27 protein-coding genes and 3 pseudogenes are annotated in these 22,862 nt (G+C 56.8%); 7 read left to right on the plus strand and 23 right to left on the minus strand.

Going from position 1 to position 22,862, the window contains the following annotated elements:
- Positions 1–639, minus strand: a pseudogene (locus tag ADICEAN_RS23905) (3-phosphoshikimate 1-carboxyvinyltransferase); the annotation flags it as partial.
- Positions 640–773: 134 nt separating this feature from the next.
- On the opposite strand from ADICEAN_RS23905, the gene ADICEAN_RS13305 reads away from it, so the two are divergent.
- Positions 774–1,028 (plus strand): YtxH domain-containing protein, encoded by a 255-nt coding sequence (locus tag ADICEAN_RS13305; RefSeq protein ID WP_009196139.1) that lies wholly within the window; start codon positions 774–776, stop codon positions 1,026–1,028.
- 17 nt (positions 1,029–1,045) lie between these two features.
- Here the strand turns inward: ADICEAN_RS13305 and aroB are convergent, their stop codons facing one another.
- Together aroB and ADICEAN_RS13315 are read right to left on the minus strand one after the other, a co-directional pair.
- The gene (aroB, locus tag ADICEAN_RS13310; protein WP_009196140.1) at positions 1,046–2,110 is read right to left on the minus strand and encodes a 3-dehydroquinate synthase; all 1,065 of its coding nucleotides are present in this window, start codon (positions 2,108–2,110) and stop codon (positions 1,046–1,048) included.
- On the minus strand, positions 2,107–3,177 hold the full coding sequence (locus tag ADICEAN_RS13315; RefSeq protein WP_009196141.1) for a bifunctional 3-deoxy-7-phosphoheptulonate synthase/chorismate mutase type II: 1,071 nt from the start codon (positions 3,175–3,177) through the stop codon (positions 2,107–2,109). The genes aroB and ADICEAN_RS13315 overlap by 4 nt, the downstream gene beginning before the upstream one ends.
- 256 nt (positions 3,178–3,433) lie before the next feature.
- Between ADICEAN_RS13315 and gcvT the strand changes: the two genes are divergently transcribed.
- The 3 genes from gcvT (at position 3,434) to ADICEAN_RS13325 (ending at position 5,798) form a co-directional block, all read left to right on the plus strand.
- Positions 3,434–4,522 (plus strand): glycine cleavage system aminomethyltransferase GcvT, encoded by a 1,089-nt coding sequence (gene gcvT / locus ADICEAN_RS13320; protein ID WP_009196142.1) that lies wholly within the window; start codon positions 3,434–3,436, stop codon positions 4,520–4,522.
- Positions 4,523–4,742: 220 nt separating this feature from the next.
- Positions 4,743–4,976, plus strand: coding sequence for a DUF559 domain-containing protein (locus ADICEAN_RS23910; protein WP_083879732.1), 234 nt, complete (start codon positions 4,743–4,745; stop codon positions 4,974–4,976).
- Positions 4,977–5,069: 93 nt separating this feature from the next.
- Positions 5,070–5,798 (plus strand): 2-phosphosulfolactate phosphatase, encoded by a 729-nt coding sequence (locus tag ADICEAN_RS13325; protein ID WP_009196143.1) that lies wholly within the window; start codon positions 5,070–5,072, stop codon positions 5,796–5,798.
- A 41-nt stretch (positions 5,799–5,839) separates the two neighbouring features.
- Here ADICEAN_RS13325 and ADICEAN_RS13330 read toward each other — a convergent pair whose 3' ends face one another.
- The 9 genes from ADICEAN_RS13330 to ADICEAN_RS13370 all read right to left on the minus strand — a co-directional run bounded on the left by ADICEAN_RS13330 (position 5,840) and on the right by ADICEAN_RS13370 (position 10,504).
- Positions 5,840–6,457, minus strand: a complete 618-nt coding sequence (locus tag ADICEAN_RS13330; RefSeq protein WP_009196144.1) for a hypothetical protein — start codon at positions 6,455–6,457, stop codon at positions 5,840–5,842.
- A 51-nt stretch (positions 6,458–6,508) separates the two neighbouring features.
- Positions 6,509–6,835, minus strand: a complete 327-nt coding sequence (locus ADICEAN_RS13335; protein ID WP_009196145.1) for a nucleotide pyrophosphohydrolase — start codon at positions 6,833–6,835, stop codon at positions 6,509–6,511.
- 60 nt (positions 6,836–6,895) lie between these two features.
- Entirely contained in the window at positions 6,896–7,243 is a 348-nt protein-coding gene (locus tag ADICEAN_RS13340; protein WP_009196146.1) for a hypothetical protein, read from the minus strand.
- Between the two features lie 119 nt (positions 7,244–7,362).
- Positions 7,363–7,788 (minus strand): large-conductance mechanosensitive channel protein MscL, encoded by a 426-nt coding sequence (mscL, locus tag ADICEAN_RS13345; RefSeq protein ID WP_009196147.1) that lies wholly within the window; start codon positions 7,786–7,788, stop codon positions 7,363–7,365.
- Between the two features lie 46 nt (positions 7,789–7,834).
- Positions 7,835–8,299 carry a DinB family protein gene (locus tag ADICEAN_RS13350; RefSeq protein WP_009196148.1) on the minus strand — a complete coding sequence of 155 codons (465 nt, stop codon included), beginning with the start codon at positions 8,297–8,299 and terminating at the stop codon, positions 7,835–7,837.
- 14 nt (positions 8,300–8,313) lie between these two features.
- Positions 8,314–8,766, minus strand: coding sequence for a D-aminoacyl-tRNA deacylase (dtd, locus tag ADICEAN_RS13355; protein ID WP_009196149.1), 453 nt, complete (start codon positions 8,764–8,766; stop codon positions 8,314–8,316).
- Positions 8,767–8,775: 9 nt separating this feature from the next.
- On the minus strand, positions 8,776–9,480 hold the full coding sequence (locus ADICEAN_RS13360) for an oxidoreductase (RefSeq protein ID WP_009196150.1): 705 nt from the start codon (positions 9,478–9,480) through the stop codon (positions 8,776–8,778).
- A gap of 1 nt (position 9,481) precedes the next feature.
- Positions 9,482–9,910 (minus strand): YkvA family protein, encoded by a 429-nt coding sequence (locus ADICEAN_RS13365; RefSeq protein WP_009196151.1) that lies wholly within the window; start codon positions 9,908–9,910, stop codon positions 9,482–9,484.
- A 72-nt stretch (positions 9,911–9,982) separates the two neighbouring features.
- Positions 9,983–10,504: a DUF7935 family protein gene (locus ADICEAN_RS13370; protein WP_009196152.1), complete on the minus strand. Its 522-nt coding sequence runs from the start codon at positions 10,502–10,504 to the stop codon at positions 9,983–9,985.
- Positions 10,505–10,750: 246 nt separating this feature from the next.
- On the opposite strand from ADICEAN_RS13370, the gene ADICEAN_RS13375 reads away from it, so the two are divergent.
- Complete coding sequence (locus ADICEAN_RS13375; protein WP_009196153.1) at positions 10,751–11,068, plus strand: HesB/IscA family protein; 318 nt, start codon at positions 10,751–10,753, stop codon at positions 11,066–11,068.
- 116 nt (positions 11,069–11,184) lie between these two features.
- On the opposite strand, the gene ADICEAN_RS13380 is transcribed toward ADICEAN_RS13375, so the two are convergent.
- The 4 genes from ADICEAN_RS13380 to ADICEAN_RS13395 form a co-directional block, all read right to left on the minus strand.
- Complete coding sequence (locus tag ADICEAN_RS13380) at positions 11,185–11,475, minus strand: GIY-YIG nuclease family protein (protein WP_009196154.1); 291 nt, start codon at positions 11,473–11,475, stop codon at positions 11,185–11,187.
- A gap of 274 nt (positions 11,476–11,749) precedes the next feature.
- The gene (gene folB, locus ADICEAN_RS13385) at positions 11,750–12,139 is read right to left on the minus strand and encodes a dihydroneopterin aldolase (protein WP_009196155.1); all 390 of its coding nucleotides are present in this window, start codon (positions 12,137–12,139) and stop codon (positions 11,750–11,752) included.
- A gap of 9 nt (positions 12,140–12,148) precedes the next feature.
- A complete protein-coding gene (locus ADICEAN_RS13390) occupies positions 12,149–12,883 on the minus strand; it encodes a DivIVA domain-containing protein (protein WP_009196156.1) in 735 nt (244 codons plus the stop codon).
- 39 nt (positions 12,884–12,922) lie between these two features.
- Positions 12,923–13,858: a WD40 repeat domain-containing protein gene (locus ADICEAN_RS13395; RefSeq protein ID WP_009196157.1), complete on the minus strand. Its 936-nt coding sequence runs from the start codon at positions 13,856–13,858 to the stop codon at positions 12,923–12,925.
- A gap of 57 nt (positions 13,859–13,915) precedes the next feature.
- On the opposite strand from ADICEAN_RS13395, the gene ADICEAN_RS21325 reads away from it, so the two are divergent.
- Both ADICEAN_RS21325 and ADICEAN_RS13405 read left to right on the plus strand, forming a co-directional pair.
- Positions 13,916–14,587, plus strand: coding sequence for a 4'-phosphopantetheinyl transferase family protein (locus ADICEAN_RS21325; RefSeq protein ID WP_009196158.1), 672 nt, complete (start codon positions 13,916–13,918; stop codon positions 14,585–14,587).
- 67 nt (positions 14,588–14,654) lie between these two features.
- Positions 14,655–15,245, plus strand: coding sequence for a thioredoxin family protein (locus ADICEAN_RS13405; RefSeq protein WP_152426427.1), 591 nt, complete (start codon positions 14,655–14,657; stop codon positions 15,243–15,245).
- 74 nt (positions 15,246–15,319) lie between these two features.
- Here the strand turns inward: ADICEAN_RS13405 and ADICEAN_RS13410 are convergent.
- From ADICEAN_RS13410 to ADICEAN_RS13440, 7 genes and pseudogenes are all read right to left on the minus strand, one after another.
- Positions 15,320–16,093: pseudogene (locus tag ADICEAN_RS13410) on the minus strand (alpha/beta fold hydrolase); the annotation flags it as partial.
- A pseudogene (locus tag ADICEAN_RS23305) lies at positions 16,057–16,224 on the minus strand (alpha/beta fold hydrolase); the annotation flags it as partial. The pseudogenes ADICEAN_RS13410 and ADICEAN_RS23305, both read right to left, overlap by 37 nt.
- 100 nt (positions 16,225–16,324) lie before the next feature.
- Positions 16,325–17,812: a class I adenylate-forming enzyme family protein gene (locus ADICEAN_RS13420; protein ID WP_009196162.1), complete on the minus strand. Its 1,488-nt coding sequence runs from the start codon at positions 17,810–17,812 to the stop codon at positions 16,325–16,327.
- Positions 17,813–17,824: 12 nt separating this feature from the next.
- Positions 17,825–18,814: a 3-oxoacyl-ACP synthase III family protein gene (locus tag ADICEAN_RS13425; RefSeq protein ID WP_009196163.1), complete on the minus strand. Its 990-nt coding sequence runs from the start codon at positions 18,812–18,814 to the stop codon at positions 17,825–17,827.
- 77 nt (positions 18,815–18,891) lie between these two features.
- Positions 18,892–19,635 (minus strand): 3-oxoacyl-[acyl-carrier-protein] reductase, encoded by a 744-nt coding sequence (gene fabG / locus ADICEAN_RS13430; RefSeq protein WP_009196164.1) that lies wholly within the window; start codon positions 19,633–19,635, stop codon positions 18,892–18,894.
- A gap of 80 nt (positions 19,636–19,715) precedes the next feature.
- Positions 19,716–22,148, minus strand: a complete 2,433-nt coding sequence (locus ADICEAN_RS13435) for a TonB-dependent receptor (protein ID WP_009196165.1) — start codon at positions 22,146–22,148, stop codon at positions 19,716–19,718.
- An 11-nt stretch (positions 22,149–22,159) separates the two neighbouring features.
- A partial coding sequence (locus ADICEAN_RS13440) for an alpha/beta fold hydrolase (protein WP_152426428.1) occupies positions 22,160–22,862 on the minus strand: 703 nt, incomplete at its 5' end.

Genomic DNA, 22,862 nt, shown 5'->3' on the forward strand with positions numbered 1-22,862 from the left:
GTAGTCTCGGGGGAGTGTAGCCGCCCGGCTGAACTACTATGGTTGCACCGTTCCACGCCCAGCGGGCCCCAAAGTGAGCCATCAGGTCCAGGGTCATCTGAATGTAGGGGCGGCTGCTGATGGTGCCGGTCAGCTCCAGCTCAAGGCCCTGCGGCAGGGCCGGGCCAATCAGCAGCAGGGCCGATATAAACTGGCTGCTAATGTCGCTGCGGATGCGCAGCTGCCGGCTGAGCTGCCGAAAGTAAGGACCTATGGCCAGGGGGGGTAGCCCGGCCGCTTGGTATAGGCAATAGGGGCGCCCAGCTGCTGCAGTGCCTCCACCAGGGGACCAATGGGGCGCTCCAGCATGCGCGGGGTGCCGGTGAGCAGGGCCTCCCGTCCGCTAACCGAGCAATAGGCTGCCAGAAAGCGCATGGTGGTTCCTGCATCCAGCACGTTCAGTTCCCGCTCAGGGCTTAGCAAAAGCCGCTGCAGGGTTTGGGTATCGCGCGCTTCGGAGAGGTTATGCAGCTGGGGCCGGGGGCTGCACAGCGCCTGTATGATGAGTGCCCGGTTGCTTTCACTTTTAGAGGCCGGCAGCAGCACGCGTCTGCTGCCTAGATGGGATAGTTTTGGTAGGGTAAGGGCCTGGGAATGCATCTGCAAGGGGAAATTTCTATTAAATTGAAAACAATTTGCCTAACTTGAGCGTACACTAGGTGCTGACAGAAGCATCTTCATATATTGATCCAATCATCACTAATTACTTTTTACGTTTAAAACCTCAATCTCCTATGGACAACTCAGGAACTAAATTTATGGCATTTTTGGCCGGCGCTGCTGCTGGTGCAGTTATAGGTCTGCTGCTGGCTCCAGAGCGCGGCGATGTGATGCGCGAGAAACTGGGCCGCCAGGCCGATCAGCTGCTGGACGATCTGGAAGGCCAGTGGGAAGCCAGCTACGCCAAAATCCGGGATCTGGCCAACAATGCCATGGCCGAAGCCGAAAAGCTGAGCGAGCAGGCCGAGCAGAAAATGAACAACAACTAATCAGCGAAGGGCTGGCACTATTGCCAGCCTTTTTTTATATACCACTCCAGCGCCTGCCGTGCTTCGTCCTGACTGGCGGCGCAATTGTAGCTGGCCTCTCCGGCCTGTTGCAGCAGGCTGTAGAGCACCTGCTGCCCTTCATTCTTCTTATCCTGAGGCAGCCTGTCCAGTACGGCAGGGATTTCTTCTTCCAGTACCATGGGTTCCGGCCACACGCTGCTCAGGTAGCGGGCAATTGTATTGCGCTCGGCTTCGGGCAGGCCCGCCTTTTTCCAGGAGAGCCAGCTCTCGCAGATCATGCCGGCGGCAATGGCCTCGCCATGCAGCAGGCGCTTTTCCGGAGTCTGCTCCAGGCGGTAGCTTTCCAGCGCATGGCCCAGGGTGTGGCCAAAGTTCAGGATCTTGCGCAGGCCCCGCTCCAGGGGGTCCCGGGCCACAATCATGGCCTTGATGCCAATGCTGTGCTCAATGATGCTGCGCCAGCCCAGCTCCTGCCAGGGCTGCTGCTGCAGGGCCTCCCACTGCTCCCGGTCGGCTATCAGGGCATGCTTTACCACCTCTGCGTAGCCCGACCGTCTTTCCCGCTCGGGCAGGGTCTTTAAAAAATGGGGGTCTATCACAACGGCTTCGGCATCGTCGAACAGGCCGATATGATTTTTATATCCCTCAAAGTCAATGCCCAGCTTGCCGCCAATGCTGGCATCTACCTGCGCCAGTAGGGTAGTGGGGAGGTTGATAAAGCGGATGCCCCGTTTATAGGTAGCCGCACAGAAGCCACCCATATCTGTAATGACCCCGCCGCCAAGGTTCAGCATCAGGGCTTTGCGGTCCAGGCCGGCTTGGGTCATGGCCTGCCAGATGGTGATGCAGGTTTCCAAGATTTTGTGCTCTTCACCGGCCGGCACGCAGATGTGCAGATGATCGGCCGGCAGTGCCTCCCGCAGCAGGGGGTAGCAGTGCAGGGCCGTGTTGGTATCGGTTAGCACTGCCAGGCGGCTGTAAGGGGCGCTTAGCAGGTGGCGCAGGGTGGGCACTACCGGCTCCAGCAGTACATGTTCGGGCAGGTTGGGCGGCAGGCTCATGGTTTTTTGGGGTTCAGAATCTTGGTTTGGCGGCGTATGCTGCCCTGGTGAATCAGCTTATAGAGTTCCCGTACAAAGCCCTTTTTCAGGTTCAGGTGCTTGCCCCACTTGGGCCGGCTCTCAAAGATCTGCGCCCAGCGGTCCAGGTCCAGGATGGCCAGATTATGGTCCCGCTTGTACTGGCCGATCTGGTCTACCAGCTGCATGCGCCGGTGCAGGGCCTCCAGAATTTCCCGGTCGGCCATATCAATGCCGTGGCGGATCTCCTCCAGCCGGTTGCGAAACTCGGGATGGCGGTTGGCAGCCTCAGGGTAGCGCAGGTTTTGCAGGATTTCCTGCAGCGAGGCAGGGGTTACCTGCTGGCGGGCATCGCTCCAGGCATTTACCGGATCGGGATGGGTCTCAATGATGAGGCCATCGTAGTCCAGGTCCAGCGCAATCTGGGAGATCTCCTGGATCATGCTGCGGTCGCCGGAAATGTGGCTGGGGTCGCAGATCAGGGGCATATCGGGCATCTCCCGTTTCAGCTCAATGGGGATGTGCCAGGCCGGCACGTTGCGAAAGCGGCTTTCGCCAAAGTAGCTGAAACCGCGGTGGATGGCGCCCAGTTTGGCAATGTTGCGGTTGGCCAGCCGCTCCAGGGCCCCCAGCCAGAGGGCCAGCTCGGGGTTAATGGGGTTTTTGACCAGCACCGGCCGGTCGGTGCCCGCCAGCGCATCGGCAATTTCCTGCACGGTAAAGGGGTTAACCGTAGAGCGGGCGCCAATCCAGAGCACCTCAATGTTATGCTTGAGGGCCAGCTCTACATGCTGCGGATGGCCCACTTCTATGGCAAAGGCCACATCCAGCTCCTGCCGGATGCGGTCCATCCAGTGCAATGCTTCCTCGCCTACCCCCTCAAAGCTGTTGGGGCGGGTGCGGGGCTTCCACACTCCGGCCCGCACCAGGCGAATGCCCTGGGCCCGCACGGCTCTGGCGGTGGCATAGAGTTGCTCATAGGTTTCGGCACTGCAGGGCCCGGCAATCACCATGGGTCTGCTGCCCCACTCATTCAACCAGTCTTTCATACGGTAAATGTAGCTAATTTTTGGGTGGTAAGGTATGAGGTGTGAGGTATGAGGTATGGGCGGTGGCTGTCTGGTGTGGGTCTGGCTGCAAAAGTAGTGCGCGCCGTATTCTCCCTGAAGGTAATCTTATTAGGGTGTATAGAGGCTATACAAAAATTTCTACTATCCTGGCGATAAGCGCTACCTGATACCCGCTACCTGATACCCGATACCCAAAAATTTCCTAGCTTTGCGCAGCACATAACCCCTATTGCAGATGGAACTGAAAAAGACTGCCTTACATGATAAACATGTGGCCCTGGGCGCTAAAATGGTGCCTTTTGCCGGCTACAACATGCCTGTCCGTTATTCGTCGGACCTGGAAGAGCACAAAACCGTACGCGAGGGCGTAGGGGTGTTTGATGTGTCGCACATGGGCGAGTTTATGGTGCGCGGTGCCGAGGCCGAGCTGCTCATTCAGCTGGTCACCACCAACGACATCAGCAAACTAAAGATCGGCCAGGCCCAGTACAGCTGTATGACCAACCTGGAAGGGGGTATAGTGGATGACCTGATCGTGTATAAACTGGCCGAGCAGGAGTACATGCTGGTGGTAAATGCCTCCAACATTGAAAAAGACTGGAACTGGATCAGCCGCTTTGCCAGGGGCAATGTGCAGCTGGAAAATATTTCGGACCAGCTGTCGCTCTTTGCCGTACAGGGCCCCAAAGCCATAGAAGCGCTGCAGTCGCTGACGAATGTGAAGCTGGACGAGATCGCTTTCTATCATTTTGTGAAGGGCACCTTTGCCGGCGTGCCGGATGTGATCATTTCCGGTACGGGCTATACCGGCTCGGGCGGCTTTGAGCTGTATGTACCCAATGAAGCGGCCGAGCATGTGTGGGACAAGATCTTTGAAGCTGGCCAGGCCTGGGGCATCAAACCTATTGGTTTAGGTGCCCGCGATACGCTGCGGCTGGAGATGGGCTACTGCCTCTATGGCAACGATATTGACGATACCACCTCGCCGCTGGAGGCCCGCCTGGGCTGGATCACCAAGTTTAGCAAGGAGTTCAATAATGCCGAAGGCCTGAAGCTGCAAAAGGAGCAGGGAATCAGCCGCCAGCTAAGCGCTTTTAAAATGATTGACCGGGGTATTCCCCGCCAGGGTTACGAGCTGGTAGATGCAGAGGGCAACCCCATTGGCAAGGTGACCAGCGGCACCCAATCACCCTCGCTGGGCTACGGCATTGGCATGGGCTATGTAAAAAAAGAATGGAGCCAGCCTGGTTCCGAGATTTGGGTGGATGTGCGCGGCCGCCGGCTAAAAGCTGAAGTGGTGAAACTGCCATTTTATCAGGGGTGATTTACCTCATTAGTTCCACTACGGCCCCAGCCCTTCTGACTAGCCGTCCGCCCTCCAAGGAGAAGGGGGACTGGATCGTTAATCGTTTGGCGATTTTTTTCTGACTGGGGAAAGGGAGACGGGCCTCGCAAGAAATCAACCTCATTTAGGCAATGGATTTGCAGAAAGGGGCTAATAAGAAGCAGTTTGCGTAGGCTCGGCAGCACTCCTTGCTGGTTTCATTGCTGATCTTTACTGTCATGAAGGAAGGCTGGTAGTAGAGGTAGATGGGGATGTGTATGAGGGGGCAGAGCAAAAGAAATATGATGAAGGAAAAACCTTTGTGTTACAAGAAGTAGGAGTAAGCGTGATTCGCTATACCAATGAAGAGGTCCTAAACAGTATAGGGTGGGTGTTGGAAGAAATTAGAAAATGCCTTGGTTACGTTTCTCGTCAGGAGCAAAGAACTACTTAAGCTTATTAAGCTGATAAATAAGAATTACCAAACGATCAAAAGCTCAGTCCCCCTTCTCCTCTAAGGAGAAGGGCCGGGGATGAGGTAATAAATATGAACCGACAAATAGACGTTTGCTTAAGTCCGGAGCTGCTCAATTTGTATGAGCTTGAGGGACGCATTGTGGTGGTGATTGATGTGCTGCGGGCTACCTCCTGCATGGTTACCGGCCTGGCCGAAGGGGTGGAGTCCATTCATCCGGTGGCTACCCTGGACCAATGCCTGCAGCTGGCCGGCAGCGGCTACCTCACGGCCGCCGAGCGGGGCGGCGAGCAGGTAGCAGGTTTCGATCTGGGCAATTCACCCAGAGCCTACCTGAATGGCGCCTTTGCCGGGCGCAAGGTGGCCATTACCACCACCAATGGCACCCTGGCCATTACCAAATCGGCCCCCTTTGCCAAGCAGGTGCTCATTGGGGCCTTTCTGAACCTGAACGCCCTGGCTGAGTACCTGCGCCAGCAGCCCGAAGATGTGGTGCTGCTCTGCGCCGGCTGGAAGGGCAAGGTCAATATGGAGGATACCCTCTTTGCCGGCGCCCTTATAAGCGAGCTGGAGGCTACCCATACGCTCTGCTGCGATGCTCCCCTGGTGAGCAAAACCCTTTACCAGGCAGTAAAGGAGGATCTGTTTGGCTACCTGATGCAGTCCTCACATGCCCAGCGGCTCAGCAAGTTTGGGGTTGAAGAGGATATCCGCTTCTGCCTGCAGGCCGATCAGTACGGGGTAATTCCGGTGCTGAAGGGTGAAGAGCTGGTTGTGTTGCCCTCTACCGTTTCTCAATAGCCATTATTCATGGAATAGAGCCCCTGCCGAACAGGCAGGGGCTATTTTTTACGGTCCATGCGGGCATCCAGCTGCTGGAGGGCACGGGTGTAGGCCTGCAGCAGAATGTACTCCTGCCCAACCAGCTCCTGCATGGCAAACTGAAACAGTACCAGGGTCTGGGGCACGTGCTCCCGCTGGTGTGTTTGCCGTTCGTTTACCAGATCTGTAAGCTTTTCAATGGTACGCATGGGTCCCAGGCGCTGCAGATCATATACATCCGATAGGGCCGTAGCCAGTTCCAGATCGAAATGCTGTACCATACCGGTGGTTTTGGCAGTTTCCCAGGCCGTGCTGCGCACAATGTTGGGCACCAAGGTTTCGGTAAAAAGAAGGCCAAACTGAAACTGGTGCTGGTGTACCAGGCTGTCGTACGCCTGGGTACGCGGGCGGTAGTAGGCTATATTTTCCAGTACGGCCTGGTGATTTTTCTGCCATTCTTCCACAATGGCCTTATTGGCTCGCAGCTCTTCCCTTATGCTGTGCAGCACTACTTCTGTTCGTTCGGCTTCCTGCTTAGAGGCCCAGTAGTTATTTAAAAAGAGTGCCAGCAGCACACTAAAGACAATCAGCAGGGATTCGATTGCCAGCTTGAGCCAAAAGTTGCGGTTTAGCTTCATACAGAAAGAGGCTTTGGGTTCGGGAGTATCCCAAAATACCAAAAATACCCCTTATTTCAGCTTTTCATTGTTCTTATGCCGCTGGCTGTCCCGCAGGTTCTTCTTTTCAAAGTTTTTCTCCAGGGCCTGGGTAAGGTCAACGCCTGTTTGGTTGGCCAGGCAGATCAGGACCCAGAGCACATCGGCCATTTCATCGCCCAGGTCCCGGTTCTTGTCGCTTTCCTTAAAGCTTTGCTCGCCATAGGTGCGGGCCATCAGGCGGGCCAGCTCGCCCACCTCTTCCATTAAAATGGCCGTGTTGGTGAGCTCATTAAAATACCGAACGCCGGTGGTGGTGATCCACTGGTCTACCTGTTGCTGTGCTTCCTGTAATGTCATAGCGGCAAGGTAGTGGCTGCAGGCAGCATTTACAAGCGGGGCGCCTGGCTACTGATGGGCTTATGGCGTCTCGGCAGAAGGCCTGAAGCGGATAATCTGGGTAGGGCGGGTGTTGCGGTTGATGGCTTCATAGAGCAACAGATAGTGCTCGCCGCTTTTGCGGTGGCGGGCATGGGCAATCACAAAGGCCCGGCCGTTATGGCCCTCCCACTGGGAGCTGCCCTCGGAGATCTCGGTCAGCAGCTCAGCATCATAATCCAGGCGCAAAATCTCCAGGCCTTCGGGTACCCAAAGGGTGCTTTCCAGGGTAGGGGTAGCAGAGGGGTCCGGGGGCAGGGTATTGACCATAACAGGGCTACATGCCAGCAGGCTGCCCAGCAGCAGCAGAAGAGGGAGGATAGTTTTCATAGACAGGAGAAGTAAAAAATTGCTGTTGCTATCCAAAGCAAAAATCCTGCCTTTTCTAAGCAAAAAGAGAACAGGCGGGAAAATCCTGTTCTCTTTTTTAAGGGGGGGATGTACGATGCTTAAACGCCTCTGCTGGTGGTGCCGGTACGCAGCAGGTCCCGGATCTCGCCCAGCAGCAGCTCCTGGTTGGTAGGGGCAGGGGGTACGGAAGGGGCCGGTTCCGCGGCTTTTCTGCGCTGTATGCGGTCGTAGGTCTTCAGCACTACAAACACACTAAAAGCGATGATCAGAAAATCAATGATGGCCTGAATAAAGCTGCCATAGCGAATGGCAACGATATTGGCCGGATCAGCGGCATCTTTGAGCACCAGCATCAGGTCGGTAAAATCAACATTGCCCAGCAGCATGCCAATAGGGGGCATCAGGATGTTGTCTACAAAAGAAGACACTACCTTGCCAAAGGCAGCACCAATGATCACAGCAACAGCCAGCTCCAGGATGTTGCCTTTCATGATAAATTTTTTGAAGTCGTCAAAAAAAGCCATGGGGGTTGGGGATGGGTTTGGAGAAAGAGGAAAAGATGAAGCAAGCCTAGACCTGCAGGGCTTTGCGCAACAGGGCTATCTGGCCGCCATGATACAAGATATGCTGAATTAGGCCATGGAGCAAGATATAGAGGCTATAATTTTTTCCGGGGCAGGGCTGTTCCAGCTGCTCATCGGGCAGCTGCAGGATAGCTGCCTGCAGCTGACGGTAGGTGTACTGCAACTGCTCCAGCGCCTGTTGCCAGGCAGCTTCGGTAGGTGCAGGGGGTGTGGGCCAGTCTTCGTCGGGGGCATACTCCATGGCCTGGCCCTGCAGGCGCTGCAGCACCGCTACCTGCCAGCAGTTTAGGTGCAGGCATAGTTCCCAGATGCTATGGGCGACAGGCAGGGGGTGTGCGGCGGCCTCCGGGGCCGAAACATCGGCCAGAAGCTCTAACAAGGCGGGCCCGTGCCAGGCTTCCCCTTCCATGCTTCGTTTGAGCTGATCGGCAATGCGCTGGGATTCCTGCATAGGGGTTCGGAGGATTATTTTCGGTCTTTGCTGTCGATGATAATGGTAACCGGCCCGTCGTTGAACAAGCCCACCTTCATATCGGCACCAAACGCACCGGTCTGAATGGGTTTGCCCAATTCCTGCTCCAATTGGGCAATGGTGGCCTCGTAGAGGGGAATGGCAATGGAGGGCCTGGCTGCTTTAATGTAGCTGGGGCGGTTGCCCTTTTTGGTGCTGGCGTGCAGGGTAAACTGGCTGATAAGCAGAAGCTCGCCTCCCACCTCCAGCAGGCTGCGGTTCATGACCCCCTGCTCATCATTAAAGATGCGCATCTGTACAATCTTTTTGCTGAGCCACTCCAGGTCTTCCCGGCTGTCGGCTTCCTCAATGCCCAGCAGCACCAGCAGGCCGGCGCCAATGCGGCTCTTTACGCTGCCTTCAATGGTGCAGGAGGCTTCGGTAACGCGTTGTAGTACGGCTATCATGCCCCAAACCTACACCTTAGGATTGGTTCTTGCCAGTTTTTTTATGTCTTCTGATGCATGCAGCACCACCCCCCGGCTGCCGGAGAAGGCGGCATGGAGCATGCCTCGGGCCACATCCCGGGCCTTTATAGGGCGGTAGGGGCGAAAAGGGCCTACCATCAGCGGGCGCAGGAGCTTGGTGACCCGCCCGGCCAGATCTTCGCCCAGGCGATCTTCCTTGCGATCGCCCAGCAGCAATGAGGGCCTGAAGATATGGATGCTTTTGTAGTTGGGGATTTTGCTGACGGCTTCTTCTACCTCCCCCTTCACCCTGTTATAGAAGAACAAGCTGCCCTTATTGGCGCCCATGGCCGTTATCAGCAGGTACTGCTCAGCACCCCCCTGTGCCGCCAGCCGGGCCAGTGCCAGTGGGTATACATAATCAACCTTGCGGAAGACCTCTTTGGAGCCTGCCTTTTTCATGGTAGTGCCCAGGCAACAGTATACATCCTGCACCCCTGTAAAGGGGGCGTGCTGGTCCAGGGCATCAAAGTCTACAACCAGCTGCTCCAGCCTGGGGTGCTGCTTTTTTAGCTTGCGGCGGGTAAGCACCTGTACGGTGCCGTAGCGGGGGTCTTCCAGCAGCAGCTCCAGCAGATGCTTGCCCACCAGGCCGCTGGCACCGGCAACCAGGGCGGTGCGAGGGGTGGTTTGCTGTGTAGATGGTGTATTCAAGCTAGTTATGGGCAATGCGCCGATTCTGCTCCCAGACCTCAAAACGGGCTACATCGCCGGCGATGCTTTTGTATACCCAGGCCAGCAGCGTAATATCGTCAATCAGGCCGATGGCGGGTATAAAGTCGGGGATAAGATCCAGCGGGTTAATGAAATACAGAATTGCGCCTATGATGGACAGCAGCGATTTCCAGGGCAGACTGGGATACTCCTTACGGGCATAGGCCCGCAGCAGGCGCTGAAAGGTGGTAAGGTGAAAAAAGAAATCTTTGAAGTTGACCTTCTGCTTTCCCTTTACACTGGTCATTTTGCGCTTGGATTTATCCACCAGCTGGTCGATCTCCCCGGGCTTTTGGGCAATGTCTTCGGCTTCCTCTTTATTGATAAATTGGAGAACTTTGGTTAAAAAGTCGTCGGTGCGGTTTCTCATATGGTTTGCTTGGCTCTAAAGCTATGTAACCCTTTGCCTACTGTTTGGTTTGCAGACCGGCCCAAAATGGACTTAAAAAATCGTACGAATCTCCTGTTTAAGGCGGTGCAGCGCCCGTCCGGTAGGGTCCTGCTGCCGGTCGATGGCCTTTTGCAGCACACTGCGGCTCAAATCCAGGCTGCGGGCTTCTTCGGGCAGCTCTTCGGCGGTCTGGTTGATCAGGGCAATCACTTCTTCCATGGCCGTACGCACGGCTCCCCAGCTCTCATCGCTCATGTACACCTGCTGGGAGAGGTTGTGGTTGTATTCTTCCCGCACCTCATGCACCAGCACCTGCTGAAATTCCCGGGCCGAGTAGCGGCTGTCGTTCAGGCGCAGCAGCATGTTGTTGGGGGTGATGCGCTCCAGAAAGAGCACCATGCGCTCAAAAGCCTGCAGACGAATGGGCAGCAGTACTTCCCGGTCCCTGCCTTTTACCTCCAGGGCCTTCTGTTGAAATTCTTTATCCAGAAACGATTTTACCAGCAGAAACATGCCGTACAGCACCAGCGCTGCGGGGATCACAATTTTCAGTAAGTCGGCTACAAGTTCCATAAAAGGGGATTGTTACTGCACTAAAGTAACTAAAATACCGCTCTAAGGGCAGCCAAAGCTAAAAAAATCTGGGTTGTGGAAAGATGGTAGTCAAAGCCAGCTGGAGACAGTGGGCAGGGTTTTATCGGCAAAAGTATTGGGCTGCTGCTGGCTGCGGGAATCAAGTAGGCCCCTGTGTTCGTTTATAAGTTAGCGCAGCGGTTCTATCTTTGCAGCCGGCCCTGCGCCCCTAACTAGCTAAGCCCTATGATACAGCCTGTAGAACTGACCCCCAAAGCCCTGGAAGAAGTAAGACACATCATGGCCCACAAGAACATCCCCGAAGGCTATGGCCTGCGCATTGGGGTGAAAGGCGGTGGGTGTGGCGGGGTATCCTACATGCTTGGTTTTGATAAGCCCAAAGAAGGCGATCTGCAGTACCAGCTGGAGGGGGTGCCGGTGCTGGTAGAAAAGCGCCATACCATGTACCTGCTGGGCCTGCAGGTCGATTTTCATGAAAGCGCAGACGCCCGCGGCTTTATGTTTGTAAATCCGGCTGCGGCAGCCGAGAAGGCGGGGGAGTAAGGGAAGTTTCTAGGCACGTTTCCGACTGGGCCACCCCCGCCGGGATGATGATCATGGTATTTAGGCAGGTGATATGGAAATTACATCCCAACTATAAAGTTACCTTATCTCCAAATCTACTTTAAATCATCATATAGATCCCGCATTTCAGGGTTGCTTTCTTTTATAAGGCGCTCCTTCCAAGCGCGTTTCCACTCCTTTAATTGTTTTTCCCGTTTGATGGCTTCTTCTATGGAACCAAATGTCTCATAATAGACCAGATCAGTGCAGTTATACTTCTTTGTAAAAGCTGATCCAATGCCCTGCTTATGCTCGCTGGTCCTGGTGTAGAGGTTGGCTGTAACCCCGATGTAAAATACAGAACGGTTTTTATTCGATATAATATAAACACATCCCCCTCTTTGCATGCTCTTATTAAAGTGGACTTTTTAAATTCGCTCCTGTAAAGTCAACTCTACGATCGTCATTCCGGCGAAGGCCGGAATCTGTTAGCTGATAGAGCAAAAATGTTTGTTAATAGAGTCAATCAGCCGCTTTCTCCCCTATTAAGGTTCACTTTTGCCGGAGCATACAAACAGATCCCGGCCTGCGCCGGGATGACGCCGAAAATGTGAAGGGGCACCCGCTTATACAAAAAAATAAAGAGGTCTCCCATCCTCTCCATTTAACTGAACCAGTCCCTCATAAACCATTCTCCTCCAGCGCTGCCACATCCTCGCGCCGCTTTGTCATGGTAACGCGGGCCTGGCGGCAGACGCCGCCGATGGGGGGGTTGAATTTGGAAATGCTCACCTCTACCCGATCGGCGGCCGGAAAGGTATGGAATACCTCCAGGATGATCTGCAGGTTAAGGGCCTCCAGCAGACGGCTGGGTTTGCTCATGGCCCGGGCTATGATCTTGTAGAGCAGCTCGTAGTTGATCGTTTCGGCCAGGGAGTCGTGCCGGGCAGCAGCGGTCAGGTCGGTTTCTACGGCCACATCTACCGCATACTTATTGCCCATTTTCTGCTCCTCATCATAATAGCCATGATAGGCAAAGAACTCCATGCCCTCCAGTGATACCTTTCCCATGCTGCCGGCTTAGATGGTATCGAAAAAGGAGGAATTGTTCTTGCCCTCCGAAGGCTGCTCGGCATCCTGTTCTTCTGCTGCCTCCGGCTCTTCCTCCTCAAATCGGCTACTGGCGGTCGGCACCTGCTTCGGCTCATCATCATAGGGGGTGCTGTGGGCTTCGGGCAGGCGGCGGTCCCGCACGGCCTGCTCGGCAGCGCTTACCAGCCCGGAGAGGTCGTGCTTGCGGATCTTGCTCTCGGCCTGCTCAACCCGCTCCAGCGTATTATTGGCCAGCACCAGCAGGTCGCTGAGCAGGTTATCGCGGTAGCTCTCCAGCTTGCGGTAGTTCTGCTCCATTTCTTTTACCCGCCGCTCCATGGCCTGCAGAATCTTCTCAGCCTTATCATCGGCGCGGTCCTGCAGCTCCCGGGCTTTGGCGCGGGCATCGTTGAGGATGGTCTCGGCCTTGAGCTCGGCTTCGCGGATGTGCAGGTCGGCCTTTTTGGAGGCCTGCTCCACCATCACATTGCCGGTATCTTCGGCCGTTTTAAGGGTCTTGAAGAGGGAAGATTCCACATCGCGCAGCTTGCTTACTTCCCGCTCGGCAATCTCCAGCTTGTAGCGCAGCTCTTTATGCTCTTCTACCACACGCTCCCATTCCTGCGAGAGGGTGGTCAGAAAAGCATCTACTTCTTCTTTATCATAGCCTCTGAAGTTGCGTTCAAAGGTTTTTTGGCGTATTTCCAGTGGGGTAATTTTCATCTAGTGCGGGCGTTTATGGCTAAAGTATAGTTGTTTACATTAAAAAACCTGCTGAGATCCGATGCTCCATACGGAAATGCTGCGGTCGTCGCTGGCCGAGGCCAGGTGCTGGTTGCCGAGCCACAGCAGGCGATTTACCGAGGTGGCATGGCCGGCATGGCGGGCCTTGTCGATCACCCGTAACAGCCGGAAGCTGCGGGCATCCCAGAGCTTGATGGATTTATCCATGCTGCAGCTGGCAAACAGGCGGCCATTGGGGCTGTAGCTAATATGGTTAATGGCATACATATGCGCCACAATGCTGCTGGCCTCTGCGTACGGCTCGCCCACCGACCAGATGCGGATGTGGGCATCGCGGCTGCCGCTGAGCAGGTACTGTCCGTCGGGCGAATACTGAACGGTGAAAACCGACTTTTGGTGCGCCTGCAGCTCCTGCTTTACCATAAGACTTTCCAGGTCCAGAATGCGAATGCTGTTGTCGCTAAAGCCGGCGGCCAGCTCGGACCGTGTGGGGTGCACCGCCAGGCTGCGCAGGCTGTGGTCGGAAAGCGGCAGCTCGTAGAGCAGGCGCAGGCCGGGCTGCGGACCCGTTTCTAACGCTACCACCAGCAGCTGGCCGCTGCCGGTGCCTGCATACACAAATCCTCTGTGGCAGGCCAGGCTAAAGATAGCAGCTTTGGTAAGCTGCAGAGAGCTCAGGCTGCGGCGGTTGCCCACCTCCAGTAGTCGAAGGCCATCGTAGTTCTGGCCAAACAGCAGCCAATCCTGCTCGGGCAGGTACTCCATGGCATAGATGGAGGCATCGGCTTTGGCCAGCAGATGGCCCTGGTCGGGGGTATCGAGCTGCCATTGCACCACCAGCCCATCGCCCCCGGCCGAAAAAAAACTGCCCTGCCGGCCGGAGGGGGCCAGGGTATAGACACTATCACGGTGTCCGGTAAACGTATGTTCTTTCTCTACAGCAAGCAGGGCCATGAACAGGGGCAGGTAATTCCGATGTAAATTAACGATATTTGCCCACAAACCTACGCAATGCCCTTATTCCAAACCGCTAATTTCCCCGCAACCCAGGAGACGGCCAACGGGGCAGCCGGCAGCTGGGCGCTCTGGCGGCTGGACGAACCGGAGGAGGAACTGTTGGCCCGGCTGGACACCACGATCTTCGATACGGCCGAGCTGCAGCAGATCCGGGTGGAGCAGCGGCGCAAAGAGTGGCTGGGCTGCCGCCTGGCGCTGCAGACGCTTCTGGCGGCCTATCCTGTGGCAACGGATCTGAGCACCCGTCAGGCGGGCAGCAGCCTGCGCATGCACAAGAATGAGCTGGGCCGGCCCTATCTGCTGGGCAGGGAGCTGCACATTTCCCTCTCCCACGCCTACCCCTATGCTGGGGCGGCCCTGCACCCCCGGCTGTCGGTAGGGCTGGATGTGGAGCAAGTCCGGGAGCAGCTTTTGCGTATCCGGCATAAGTTTCTGTCGGCCCATGAGCAGGCCTTGCTGGGCGACAACCTGGAGCAGCTCTGCCTGTGGTGGGCCGCCAAGGAGGCCCTCTACAAGCTCAATGGCCAGCCGGGCCTGATCTTCGCCCGCGATATGCTGGTAGCACCCTCTGACCGGCCCGGGCAGCTGCAGGGCTGGCTCAAGGGGCAGCCCTATGCGCTCCATTACCAGTGGCATGGCCCGCTGCTGCTCTGCGTGGTGGCCTAGCACTGTGCCAGGGCCCTAAAGCTGGTACGGATTTTGTCATTGATCTACAAAGCATTACCTTCAGGATATGAAAAAGCTTTTGATGATGCTCCTTTTAATGGGAGGTTTTATGATACAGGGGTACGCTCAGGGAAGCGCCGCCGGTGATTTCTCGCTGCCCGATGCCGTAAGCGGCAAAACCGTTTCGCTGGCCGATTATAAGGGCCAAAAGGCAGTGGTGCTGGTCTTTACCTCCAATTACTGTCCCTATTCCCGCCTGTACGAAGAGCGCCTCAACCAGCTGGTGAACCAGTACAAGGGCCGTGGCGTGGCCTTTGTGTTCATTAATGCCAACGATCCGCAGCAGAATAAGGAAGAGTCGGACGAATCCATGAAAAGCAAGGTGGAAGAGTGGGGAACCGGAGTGCCCTTTCTGTCGGACCGTAAGCAAACAGTAGCCAAAAAGTACGGTGCCTCCAAAACGCCCGAGGTGTTTGTACTGGCCCCCCGCGGTGGCGGCTTTCAGGTATTCTACTCCGGTGCCATTGACGATAATCCGCAGGTGGCTCAGGACGTAAGCCAGCCCTACCTCAAGCAGGCACTGGACCAGTTGCTGGCCGGCAAAAGCGCCCTGCATCAGCAAAAGCGGCCGGTAGGCTGTGCGATTAAGCTGCAGTAGGCAATGCCGGATTGAATTTTATTGAATACGAACAGACTAGGCTGCTTCCATTAAGGGGGCAGCTTTTTATTGGGCTAGTTTTTCGGACGTGCAGAAGGTTCGCTTGTGATCCCCTCTTCCCTGAAAAAATGCTCAAGCTGAGGATTTACCTCCTCCGCCCCCTCCCACTGCACAAAATGCCCGCAGCGGTCCAGAAAACGAACATCAGCCCGGGGAATGCGGGAGGCTGCTTCTTCTACCATTGGTATCAGCTTAAGGTCCGGATGCAGCAGGGGGGAGGGAATGTAGCCGTCCTGCCGGCCAAAAAGGATTTGCACCGGCATTTTTAACCGGGGTAACAGTTCCCAGACCGGCTCCTGCAGCATGGCGGCGACGGACTGGCTCAGGATCTGGCAAAACAGGGGGTAATCATGGCAGTGGGTATAGTTCAGGCGGTCTTCCAGTAGCTGTCGGGCATCCTCGGGAAAGTGGTAGAAATTGGCCCGTACATTTTTTTCAACGGTAGCCAGCGGCGCCTCCAGCAGTTTGTCTGGGGCGAACCAGCTTAGTAAGTCCTCCCCTTCGGCCGGGCTGAAACTTTCCAGCCCGGCCGGGGCCATCAGGCTGAGCTTTTTGATACGCTCCGGATAGCGCAGGGCCGTATGCAGGGCCACCTGACCGCCCATGGAGTGGCCAATGAGCCCGCAGTGCGCTATTTGCAGCCCATCCAGAAATTCCCGGATCATATCGGCATAAAAGGCCATGCCGGGGTTACCCCTTCCTTGCCGGACTTGCCAAAGCCGGGCAGGTCCAGCGCCAGGCAGCGGAAGTGAGGGCTCAAGAAAGCGATGTTCTTCTGCCAGGCCGGCAGGTAGCTGCCCAGGCCGTGGATAAACAGCAGAGGCGGGCCCTGCCCCACATCGGTGTAGGCAAGGGGGAGTCCGGCCTTAGTGGTCAGATAACGGGTAGGAAGAGGATAGGGGGTGTCTGATATGAGCATCTCTCAGGTGGCCTGTCAGTGATTTACAAATAGGGGTGCCACTACTTCCACTTTTCTGGTTCTTTCTCAAGCCTGCCCGGATAAGTAGGGGCAGCACTGGCTACTTCAGCAGCATGCGGGCAATTTTGCCGGTATCGGTCTTGGGCAACTCGCCCACAAACTGCACATATTTTGGAATTTTATATTTGGCCAGGCCCTGCCGGCAGAATTCCAGGATCTCCTGCTCGCTGAGCATGGCACCTTCCTTCAGGGCCACAAAGGCTTTGCCCACCTCGCCCCAGCGCTCGTCGGGGGTGCCCACAATGGCCACTTCTTCAATGGCCGGATGGCCGATCAGGTAGTGCTCCACCTCGGCGGGGTACACATTTTCGCCCCCGCTGATGAACATGTTCTTTTTGCGGTCTACTACATAGAGAAAGCCCTCGGCATCCTGCCGCACCATATCACCGGTCTTGAACCAGTCACCTTCCTTTGCCGCCGCTGTGCCTTCGGGATTTTGCCAGTAGCCGGGCGTCACCATGGGACCCCTGAGCCAGAACTCGCCTGCTTCCCCCTGGGCTACCGGTTTGCCGGCATCATCCATGATCTGGTATTCCACATAAAAATTGGGCGTGCCAATGGACCCCTGCTTGCGCACTGCATCCTGGTGGTTGAGGGAGGTTACGTTGGGGCCTACTTCGGTAAGGCCGTAGCCCTGGCGGATGAGCACCCCCTTCTGGTGCCAGCGCTCAATGGTGGGGATGGGCAGGGGCTCCCCACCCACAATAAAGTAGCGGATGCTCTCCAGGCCCACCTGCGCAAACTCGGGTACGTCCAGCAGCATTTTGAGCATGGTGGGAACGGCCATAAAAAGGGTGGCTTTTTCCTGCTCCAGCAGCTGGAGCACCTGCCCGGCCTCAAACTTGGGCAGCAGCGTAACGGAAGCGCCGTGGTGCAGAAAGGGGGTCAGGAACACATTCCAGCCGCCGGTGTGGAAGGGGGGCATGCAGACCAGCGTGTGGTCCTGACTGGTAATGTCCAGGCGGGTAGCGGTGTTGATGCTGTTCCAGAAGGCCATGCCATGGGTGTAGAGGGCGCCTTTGGGAAAGCCTGTGGTGCCGCTGGTGTAGAGGATAAACAGGGGGTGGTCATCTTCCAATTCTTCCGAATCAAAGCCCTGGCAGGGGTGCTCGGCTATGGCTGTGCTAAAGGCGGCGGGCGACATCAGGTGGCGGATCTGCTCCAGAATGTGCTGGCCCTCCAGCAGGGGGTAGTAGCGCTCGTCGGCCAGAAAGAGCTCGGGACGGCAGTTATCCAGCATAAAGGCCAGCTCCCGGCCGGTAAGGCGGTAGTTGAGGGGTACCAGAATGATGCCCAGCTTTTGGGCGGCGGCAAACAGCAGGATGTGCTCCAGGCAAAAATCGGCCAGAATGGCTACGCGGCTCCCCTTTTGCAGCTTCAGTTTCTCCTTCAGGAAAGCGGCTGCCTTAAGGCCCTGCTCCTGCAGCTGGCCATAGCTAAGGCTGCGCTGGCTGCTGTGCTCCCGCACGGCCTGCTTTTCGGGCTGGTAGAGGGCCCAGCGCTCGATCCAGTCTTTTCTATACGGCATAGGGGGTGGGGGTTAGAGGCGGAAGGCGGCACAGGCAAAGGAAAGCCCTCCGCCGGAGCCCATGAAAATGACCAGATCGCCGGCCTTTACCTTGCCCAGCTGCAGGGCTTCATCCAGCGCCATGGGGATGCAGGCCGAGCCCGTATAGCCATAGTGGTGCATGATGGTGTGCGCCCGCTCCCGGGGCAGGCCCAGCAGCTCAAGGGTGGCCCAGATGGCGTTGATGTTGATCTGGGTGAAGAAGATGTGGTCTACCTCCTGTATATCTACCCCAATGCGCTGGCAAAGCTGCAGGATCATCTCGCTCCACATGTTGGGATTGAGCTCAGAGGGAAAACGCTTTACAAACTTCAGCAGATGGTCTTTTTTGGCGACTACCTCTTCCGTTACCGGCTGGAAAGTGCCGCCGGCATAAATGCCCATCCAGTCGTGGTACTGGCCCTGGGTGCGCAGCTGGCTGGCCAGAAAGCCCCGGCTACCCCCTTCTTCGGCGCCCAGCACTACGGCTCCGGCTCCATCGGCAAAAAGGTTGGCGGTTTTTTTATCGAGCTTGTCCAGGTACTTGCTCATCAGGTAGGCACCTACTACCAGCACCTTGTTGTATTGCGCATCCGCGCGGATGTACTTGCTGCCCACATCCAGGGCGGTCACAAAGCCGGCGCAGGCGGTATTGAGGTCGAAGGTGCCGGCCCGCCCGGCCCCCAGCAGGTACTGCACTTTAGAGGCGGTAGAAGGGGATACATACTCGGGCGTATCGGTGGCGACGATGATCAGGTCCAGCTCGCTGGCGGCCACGCCGGCCCGCTCCAGGGCGGTGGCGGCGGCCTTCAGCACCAGGTCTGAGGTCGATTGGTCTTCGGAGGCCCAGCGGCGCTCCCAGATGTGTACGTTCTGGCGCAGCCAGCTATCCACATCCTCACCCAGCAGCTCGTTGAAGTAGGTGTTGGGGACTATATTTTCCGGCGCATAGGCTCCGGAAGAAAGAATTACGGCGTTTCTCATGCTATCTCTTTAGTGAATAGGGGCGGGGGCCTGTGAAGAAGAGGGGTTCACAGGCACCCTGCCTCCATTCGGTCCATCTAACCAACCATGCCTCCATCTACACTCAGCACCGCTCCATTAATATAGCGGGCTTCGTCGGAGGCCAGAAAAACATAGGCATTGGCAATGTCCAGGGGGTCGCCCATGCTGCCCATGGGGATCTTGGCTTCGATCTGCCGGCGCACCTCCTCGGGGATCTGCCGGGTCATTTCGGTGGCGATAAAGCCGGGGGCTACGGCATTGGCAGTTACCCCCTTGCGGCCCAGCTCCCGGGCCCATACCCGGGTCATGCCGATAACGCCGGCCTTGGTGGCCACATAATTGGTCTGGCCGAAGTTGCCGTAGAGGCCCACTACGGAGGAGGCGCTGATAATGCGGCCCCAGCCACCATTCACCATATACTCCGACAGGATCTTGGTACAGTTAAACACGCCTGTCAGGTTTACATCCAGCACCTGCTGCCACTGCTCGGGGGTCATTTTCTTCAGGGAAGCATCACGGGTAATGCCGGCATTGTTGATGAGGATGTCGATGCGGCCCCAGCGATCGGCTACTTCCCGGGCGGCCTGTTCTACTTCTTCGTACCTGGCCGTATTTACCCGCATAAAGCGGGCAGGGTATCCCTGGGCTTCCAGTTCATGGGCGGTCTCCCGGCCCCGTTCTTCGGCCAGGTCCCAGATGATAACAGTGGCGCCTTCCTGCGCAAACCGCTGTGCCGTTACTTTTCCAATGCCGCTGGCACCGCCGGTGATGATCGCTATCTTGTTTTCTAATCGTTTCATGTGGATTGTGGAGGGGTGAGGGGGTGCTCCCCTGCACCCGTACAAGCTCGGGCGCAAGGGGGCTTCCTCAGCAAAAAGGATTATTTAATGGCGGGCAGGTCTACACGCAGCTCCAGGGAAAAGAGGCGTCCGGTAGGGGGTGCGGCCGTAAACTCGCGCATTTCGGTATCGAAGAGGTTGGTTACCTGAGCTGACAGGCGGAACATGGGGCTGAACTTGTAGCCGGCGCTCACATCGAAGGTGACAAAGCCGCCCAGCGGGCCGTAGTTCCAGGCATTGCCGCTCAGGGCATCTTCTACAATGGGCATGCCGCCCCAGGTAGCGCCTGGAATGGTCTCGGAAGCGATCTGGTAGCTGGAGAAGTAGTTGTACTTCTCTACCCAGCGGCCAAAGATGGAGCCAAATACCTTGCTGCCGGCATAGGTAAGGCCGCCGGCCATTTTATGGTTGGGTGAGTTTACCAGCAGGTCGGTCTGGGTTACCTTACCGTCTTTGTTGAAGTCGTTGGCCAGGTCCTGCTCATCGATGCTGTAGCCAAAGTAGGAGTAGTTCACAAAGGCGCTCAGGGCATCGGTAAGCATATAGCTAAGGCCCAGATCGGCACCATAGGTGTTGAACTTGCCAAAGTTTACATAGGAGATCACCAGGCCGTTGTAGGCGGCATAACCCGACTGCACCTCCGACATGGGCTGGTTACCCCGCTGGGTGGCTACGCCCAGCAGGGTGGCCGGGCTCAGGAAGTTTTCGGAGATGTTGTAGTAGGCATTGGCATCGATACTGAAGCGGTTGCCCATGGGCTGGCCGCGGTAGCCCAGCTCAAAGGTTTGCATTTTCTCTACCTTCTGTTTCTCGATTTTGGTGCCATCGGCCATGGTAAAACCTTCGGCATTACCCAGAATGAGGCCGCTGAAGAGGTCGCCGTACATGTTCAGGATGGTAGGGGCGGCAATGCCCTGTCCGTAGGTAAGGCGCACACCACCCCACTCGCCGCTTTTCACCAGGCCGAATTTGGGCAGGAAGTTAAAGCCGTAGATCTCGTGGTGGTCGCCCCGGAAGGCAGCCGTAGCTTTCAGGCCCTGGCCAAAGTTGTAGTCGAACTGGCCATAGGCGCCAATCTGGTTCAGGGTAATGTAGTCGTCTTCGTTCTTATCCAGCAGGTAGGTGCCCATGGAGTTGGCCATATCGCGCTGCCACTGGGCGCCAAAGGTGTAGTAGAATTTCTTGGCAATGTGGTTGTTGTACTGCAGCTCGGCATTCCAGCGGCGGGATTTGTCCCTGAAAAGGGCGCCGGTGCTGAAGGACTGACGGGCCAGCTCGGCCTCGGACATCTCGGGATTGGCGGCTTTGATGGCATGGTAGGCCTTGGTGCGGTCATCAATGGAGTAGGTGCTGTCGGTGCTGCTCCAGGTGTGGTACAGCTGGGCAAACCAGTTGTTGTGCACCAGCTTGGCCTGGGCATAGTAGATGTTCCAGTCCCGGATCTGGTTGCGGCCTACATTAGTGGGCGAGAGGTAGGTGGAGTTGGAGGCGCCTGCCTGCACTATAATGTCGGTGCCGCTTACAGGGGTAAAATAAAGGCCGGTTTCGCCCCGCAGGAATTTGATGTCGTTGTCCAGCCGGTATTCCACCACGCCACGTTTGGGCACTACAGCGCCCAGGTACACACTATCCACATAATCGAACTCTTCGGCCCGGGTGTATTCTCCTGTAACCTTAAAAGCAAATTTATCGCTGAGCACCTGTGCATGGCGGGCCCGGGCGGTAAACATGCTCTGGTTACCCGCTCCAAGGGATACTATGGTTCCGGCACTGCCGCGCGGATCTTTGGTAATGGTATTGAGCAAGCCATTATGGGCATTTGGGCCAAACAGGGCGGCATTTGGACCCAATACAATCTCCATTCGCTCAATATCTTCCTTAATAACCGTATTGAGCGGCCCCATGGGCAGGCCGGTGGCAATAAGGGTGGAGAAGCGGCCATCGGTTACCTGCAGGTTTTTGGCGTTGAAGTTGCTGTTGAAGCCCCGCACGTTGATGCCGGTGCCTACTACCCCTGCCCGAACAAAGTCTACCCCTTTTACGCGGGCCAGCAGCTCACCGGGGTTAAAGGTGCCGATGTTCTCCAGCTCCCGCTTGCCGATCACTTCTATGGTAGCGGGGGTTTCGGTGATCTTTTCGGCCCGGCGCGTACCGGAGATCACCACCTCGCTCATCTGCTCCAGGTCTTCCATGAGCCGGATGTCCAGGCTCTGGCGGTTGGCTACTTTTACTTCTTCGGAAAGAAAGCCCACAAAGCTAAAGACCAGCACGGCCTCGGGGCCGGGTACGGCTATTTCGTAGTAGCCATTGGTGTTGGTGACCACACCGGTGTTGGTGTCTTTTAGGAGCACGTTTACACCGGGCAGGCCCTCGTTATTGAGCGCGGAAGTTACCCTTCCTTTTACGATCCGTTCCTGCGCCATCAGCATGGTGCCGCTAAGGAGCAGTAAACAAGTGAGGAACATGTGTTTCATGGCAGATGGGGTTAGGGAGTTGATTTTTTAGTGGTTGATTTCTGGTTAAGAAAAAGGAGAACGGCCTTGGTAAAGGCCTCCGGCTGCTCAAACTGCAGCAGATGCCCGGCACTTGGCAGCAGCACCAGCTGACTGCCGGGGATGGCCGCTTTGCCCTGTTGGGCCAGCTGCTCGGTGGTAAGGCCGGGGTGCAAATAGCGGTTGGGGATCAGGCCATCGTCGGCGCCAAAGAGCAGCAGCACGGGCATGCGGAGCTCGCCCAGCCGATGGGCTACGGGAGCGGCCAGCATGCCGGCTACCCCCTTCTGCAACACCTGGGCATAGGTGGGGAAGTAGGGGGTTTCCTGAAGCTGCAGGCGCTCCTGAATAAGGGGTTCTGTGGTTGCGGGCAGCGGGCCGCTAAAGTTGAGGGCCCAGGCCTGGCGGATCTGCGCCTCGGTTTGCGGTTGGGGAAAACTGGCAGCGGCATAGGCGGTGAGGCCGGCGGCTTCCTGCTCGCTAAAGGTTTCGATTCCTGCAGGGGCGGCCAATACCAGGCTATGCACCCGCCCGGGATGCTCCAGCGCAAACAGCATTGCCAGCTGGGCGCCCATGGAGTGGCCCAGCAGGTGCGTCTTTTCAATGCTCAGGCTATCCATCAGTGCCAGCAGCGCGCCTGACCAGTAGTGCAGCAGATTGCCCTCGGGCAGCGCCTGCGAGGGGGCGTGCGGGGTA

The organism is Cesiribacter andamanensis AMV16 (assembly GCF_000348925.1).
GTDB classification, from domain to species: domain Bacteria; phylum Bacteroidota; class Bacteroidia; order Cytophagales; family Cyclobacteriaceae; genus Cesiribacter; species Cesiribacter andamanensis.

What these genes read in the sequence shown, in the direction of transcription:
- ADICEAN_RS13305 (WP_009196139.1), top strand. Translation starts at nt 774, where the DNA reads ATGGACAACTCAGGAACTAAATTTATGGCATTTTTGGCCGGCGCTGCT.
- aroB (WP_009196140.1), bottom strand. Translation starts at nt 2,110, where the DNA reads ATGAGCCTGCCGCCCAACCTGCCCGAACATGTACTGCTGGAGCCGGTA.
- ADICEAN_RS13315 (WP_009196141.1), bottom strand. Translation starts at nt 3,177, where the DNA reads ATGAAAGACTGGTTGAATGAGTGGGGCAGCAGACCCATGGTGATTGCC.
- gcvT (WP_009196142.1), top strand. Translation starts at nt 3,434, where the DNA reads ATGGAACTGAAAAAGACTGCCTTACATGATAAACATGTGGCCCTGGGC.
- ADICEAN_RS13325 (WP_009196143.1), top strand. Translation starts at nt 5,070, where the DNA reads ATGAACCGACAAATAGACGTTTGCTTAAGTCCGGAGCTGCTCAATTTG.
- ADICEAN_RS13330 (WP_009196144.1), bottom strand. Translation starts at nt 6,457, where the DNA reads ATGAAGCTAAACCGCAACTTTTGGCTCAAGCTGGCAATCGAATCCCTG.
- ADICEAN_RS13335 (WP_009196145.1), bottom strand. Translation starts at nt 6,835, where the DNA reads ATGACATTACAGGAAGCACAGCAACAGGTAGACCAGTGGATCACCACC.
- ADICEAN_RS13340 (WP_009196146.1), bottom strand. Translation starts at nt 7,243, where the DNA reads ATGAAAACTATCCTCCCTCTTCTGCTGCTGCTGGGCAGCCTGCTGGCA.
- mscL (WP_009196147.1), bottom strand. Translation starts at nt 7,788, where the DNA reads ATGGCTTTTTTTGACGACTTCAAAAAATTTATCATGAAAGGCAACATC.
- ADICEAN_RS13350 (WP_009196148.1), bottom strand. Translation starts at nt 8,299, where the DNA reads ATGCAGGAATCCCAGCGCATTGCCGATCAGCTCAAACGAAGCATGGAA.
- dtd (WP_009196149.1), bottom strand. Translation starts at nt 8,766, where the DNA reads ATGATAGCCGTACTACAACGCGTTACCGAAGCCTCCTGCACCATTGAA.
- ADICEAN_RS13365 (WP_009196151.1), bottom strand. Translation starts at nt 9,910, where the DNA reads ATGAGAAACCGCACCGACGACTTTTTAACCAAAGTTCTCCAATTTATC.
- ADICEAN_RS13370 (WP_009196152.1), bottom strand. Translation starts at nt 10,504, where the DNA reads ATGGAACTTGTAGCCGACTTACTGAAAATTGTGATCCCCGCAGCGCTG.
- ADICEAN_RS13375 (WP_009196153.1), top strand. Translation starts at nt 10,751, where the DNA reads ATGATACAGCCTGTAGAACTGACCCCCAAAGCCCTGGAAGAAGTAAGA.
- ADICEAN_RS13380 (WP_009196154.1), bottom strand. Translation starts at nt 11,475, where the DNA reads ATGCAAAGAGGGGGATGTGTTTATATTATATCGAATAAAAACCGTTCT.
- folB (WP_009196155.1), bottom strand. Translation starts at nt 12,139, where the DNA reads ATGGGAAAGGTATCACTGGAGGGCATGGAGTTCTTTGCCTATCATGGC.
- ADICEAN_RS13390 (WP_009196156.1), bottom strand. Translation starts at nt 12,883, where the DNA reads ATGAAAATTACCCCACTGGAAATACGCCAAAAAACCTTTGAACGCAAC.
- ADICEAN_RS13395 (WP_009196157.1), bottom strand. Translation starts at nt 13,858, where the DNA reads ATGGCCCTGCTTGCTGTAGAGAAAGAACATACGTTTACCGGACACCGT.
- ADICEAN_RS21325 (WP_009196158.1), top strand. Translation starts at nt 13,916, where the DNA reads ATGCCCTTATTCCAAACCGCTAATTTCCCCGCAACCCAGGAGACGGCC.
- ADICEAN_RS13405 (WP_152426427.1), top strand. Translation starts at nt 14,655, where the DNA reads ATGAAAAAGCTTTTGATGATGCTCCTTTTAATGGGAGGTTTTATGATA.
- ADICEAN_RS13420 (WP_009196162.1), bottom strand. Translation starts at nt 17,812, where the DNA reads ATGCCGTATAGAAAAGACTGGATCGAGCGCTGGGCCCTCTACCAGCCC.
- ADICEAN_RS13425 (WP_009196163.1), bottom strand. Translation starts at nt 18,814, where the DNA reads ATGAGAAACGCCGTAATTCTTTCTTCCGGAGCCTATGCGCCGGAAAAT.
- fabG (WP_009196164.1), bottom strand. Translation starts at nt 19,635, where the DNA reads ATGAAACGATTAGAAAACAAGATAGCGATCATCACCGGCGGTGCCAGC.
- ADICEAN_RS13435 (WP_009196165.1), bottom strand. Translation starts at nt 22,148, where the DNA reads ATGAAACACATGTTCCTCACTTGTTTACTGCTCCTTAGCGGCACCATG.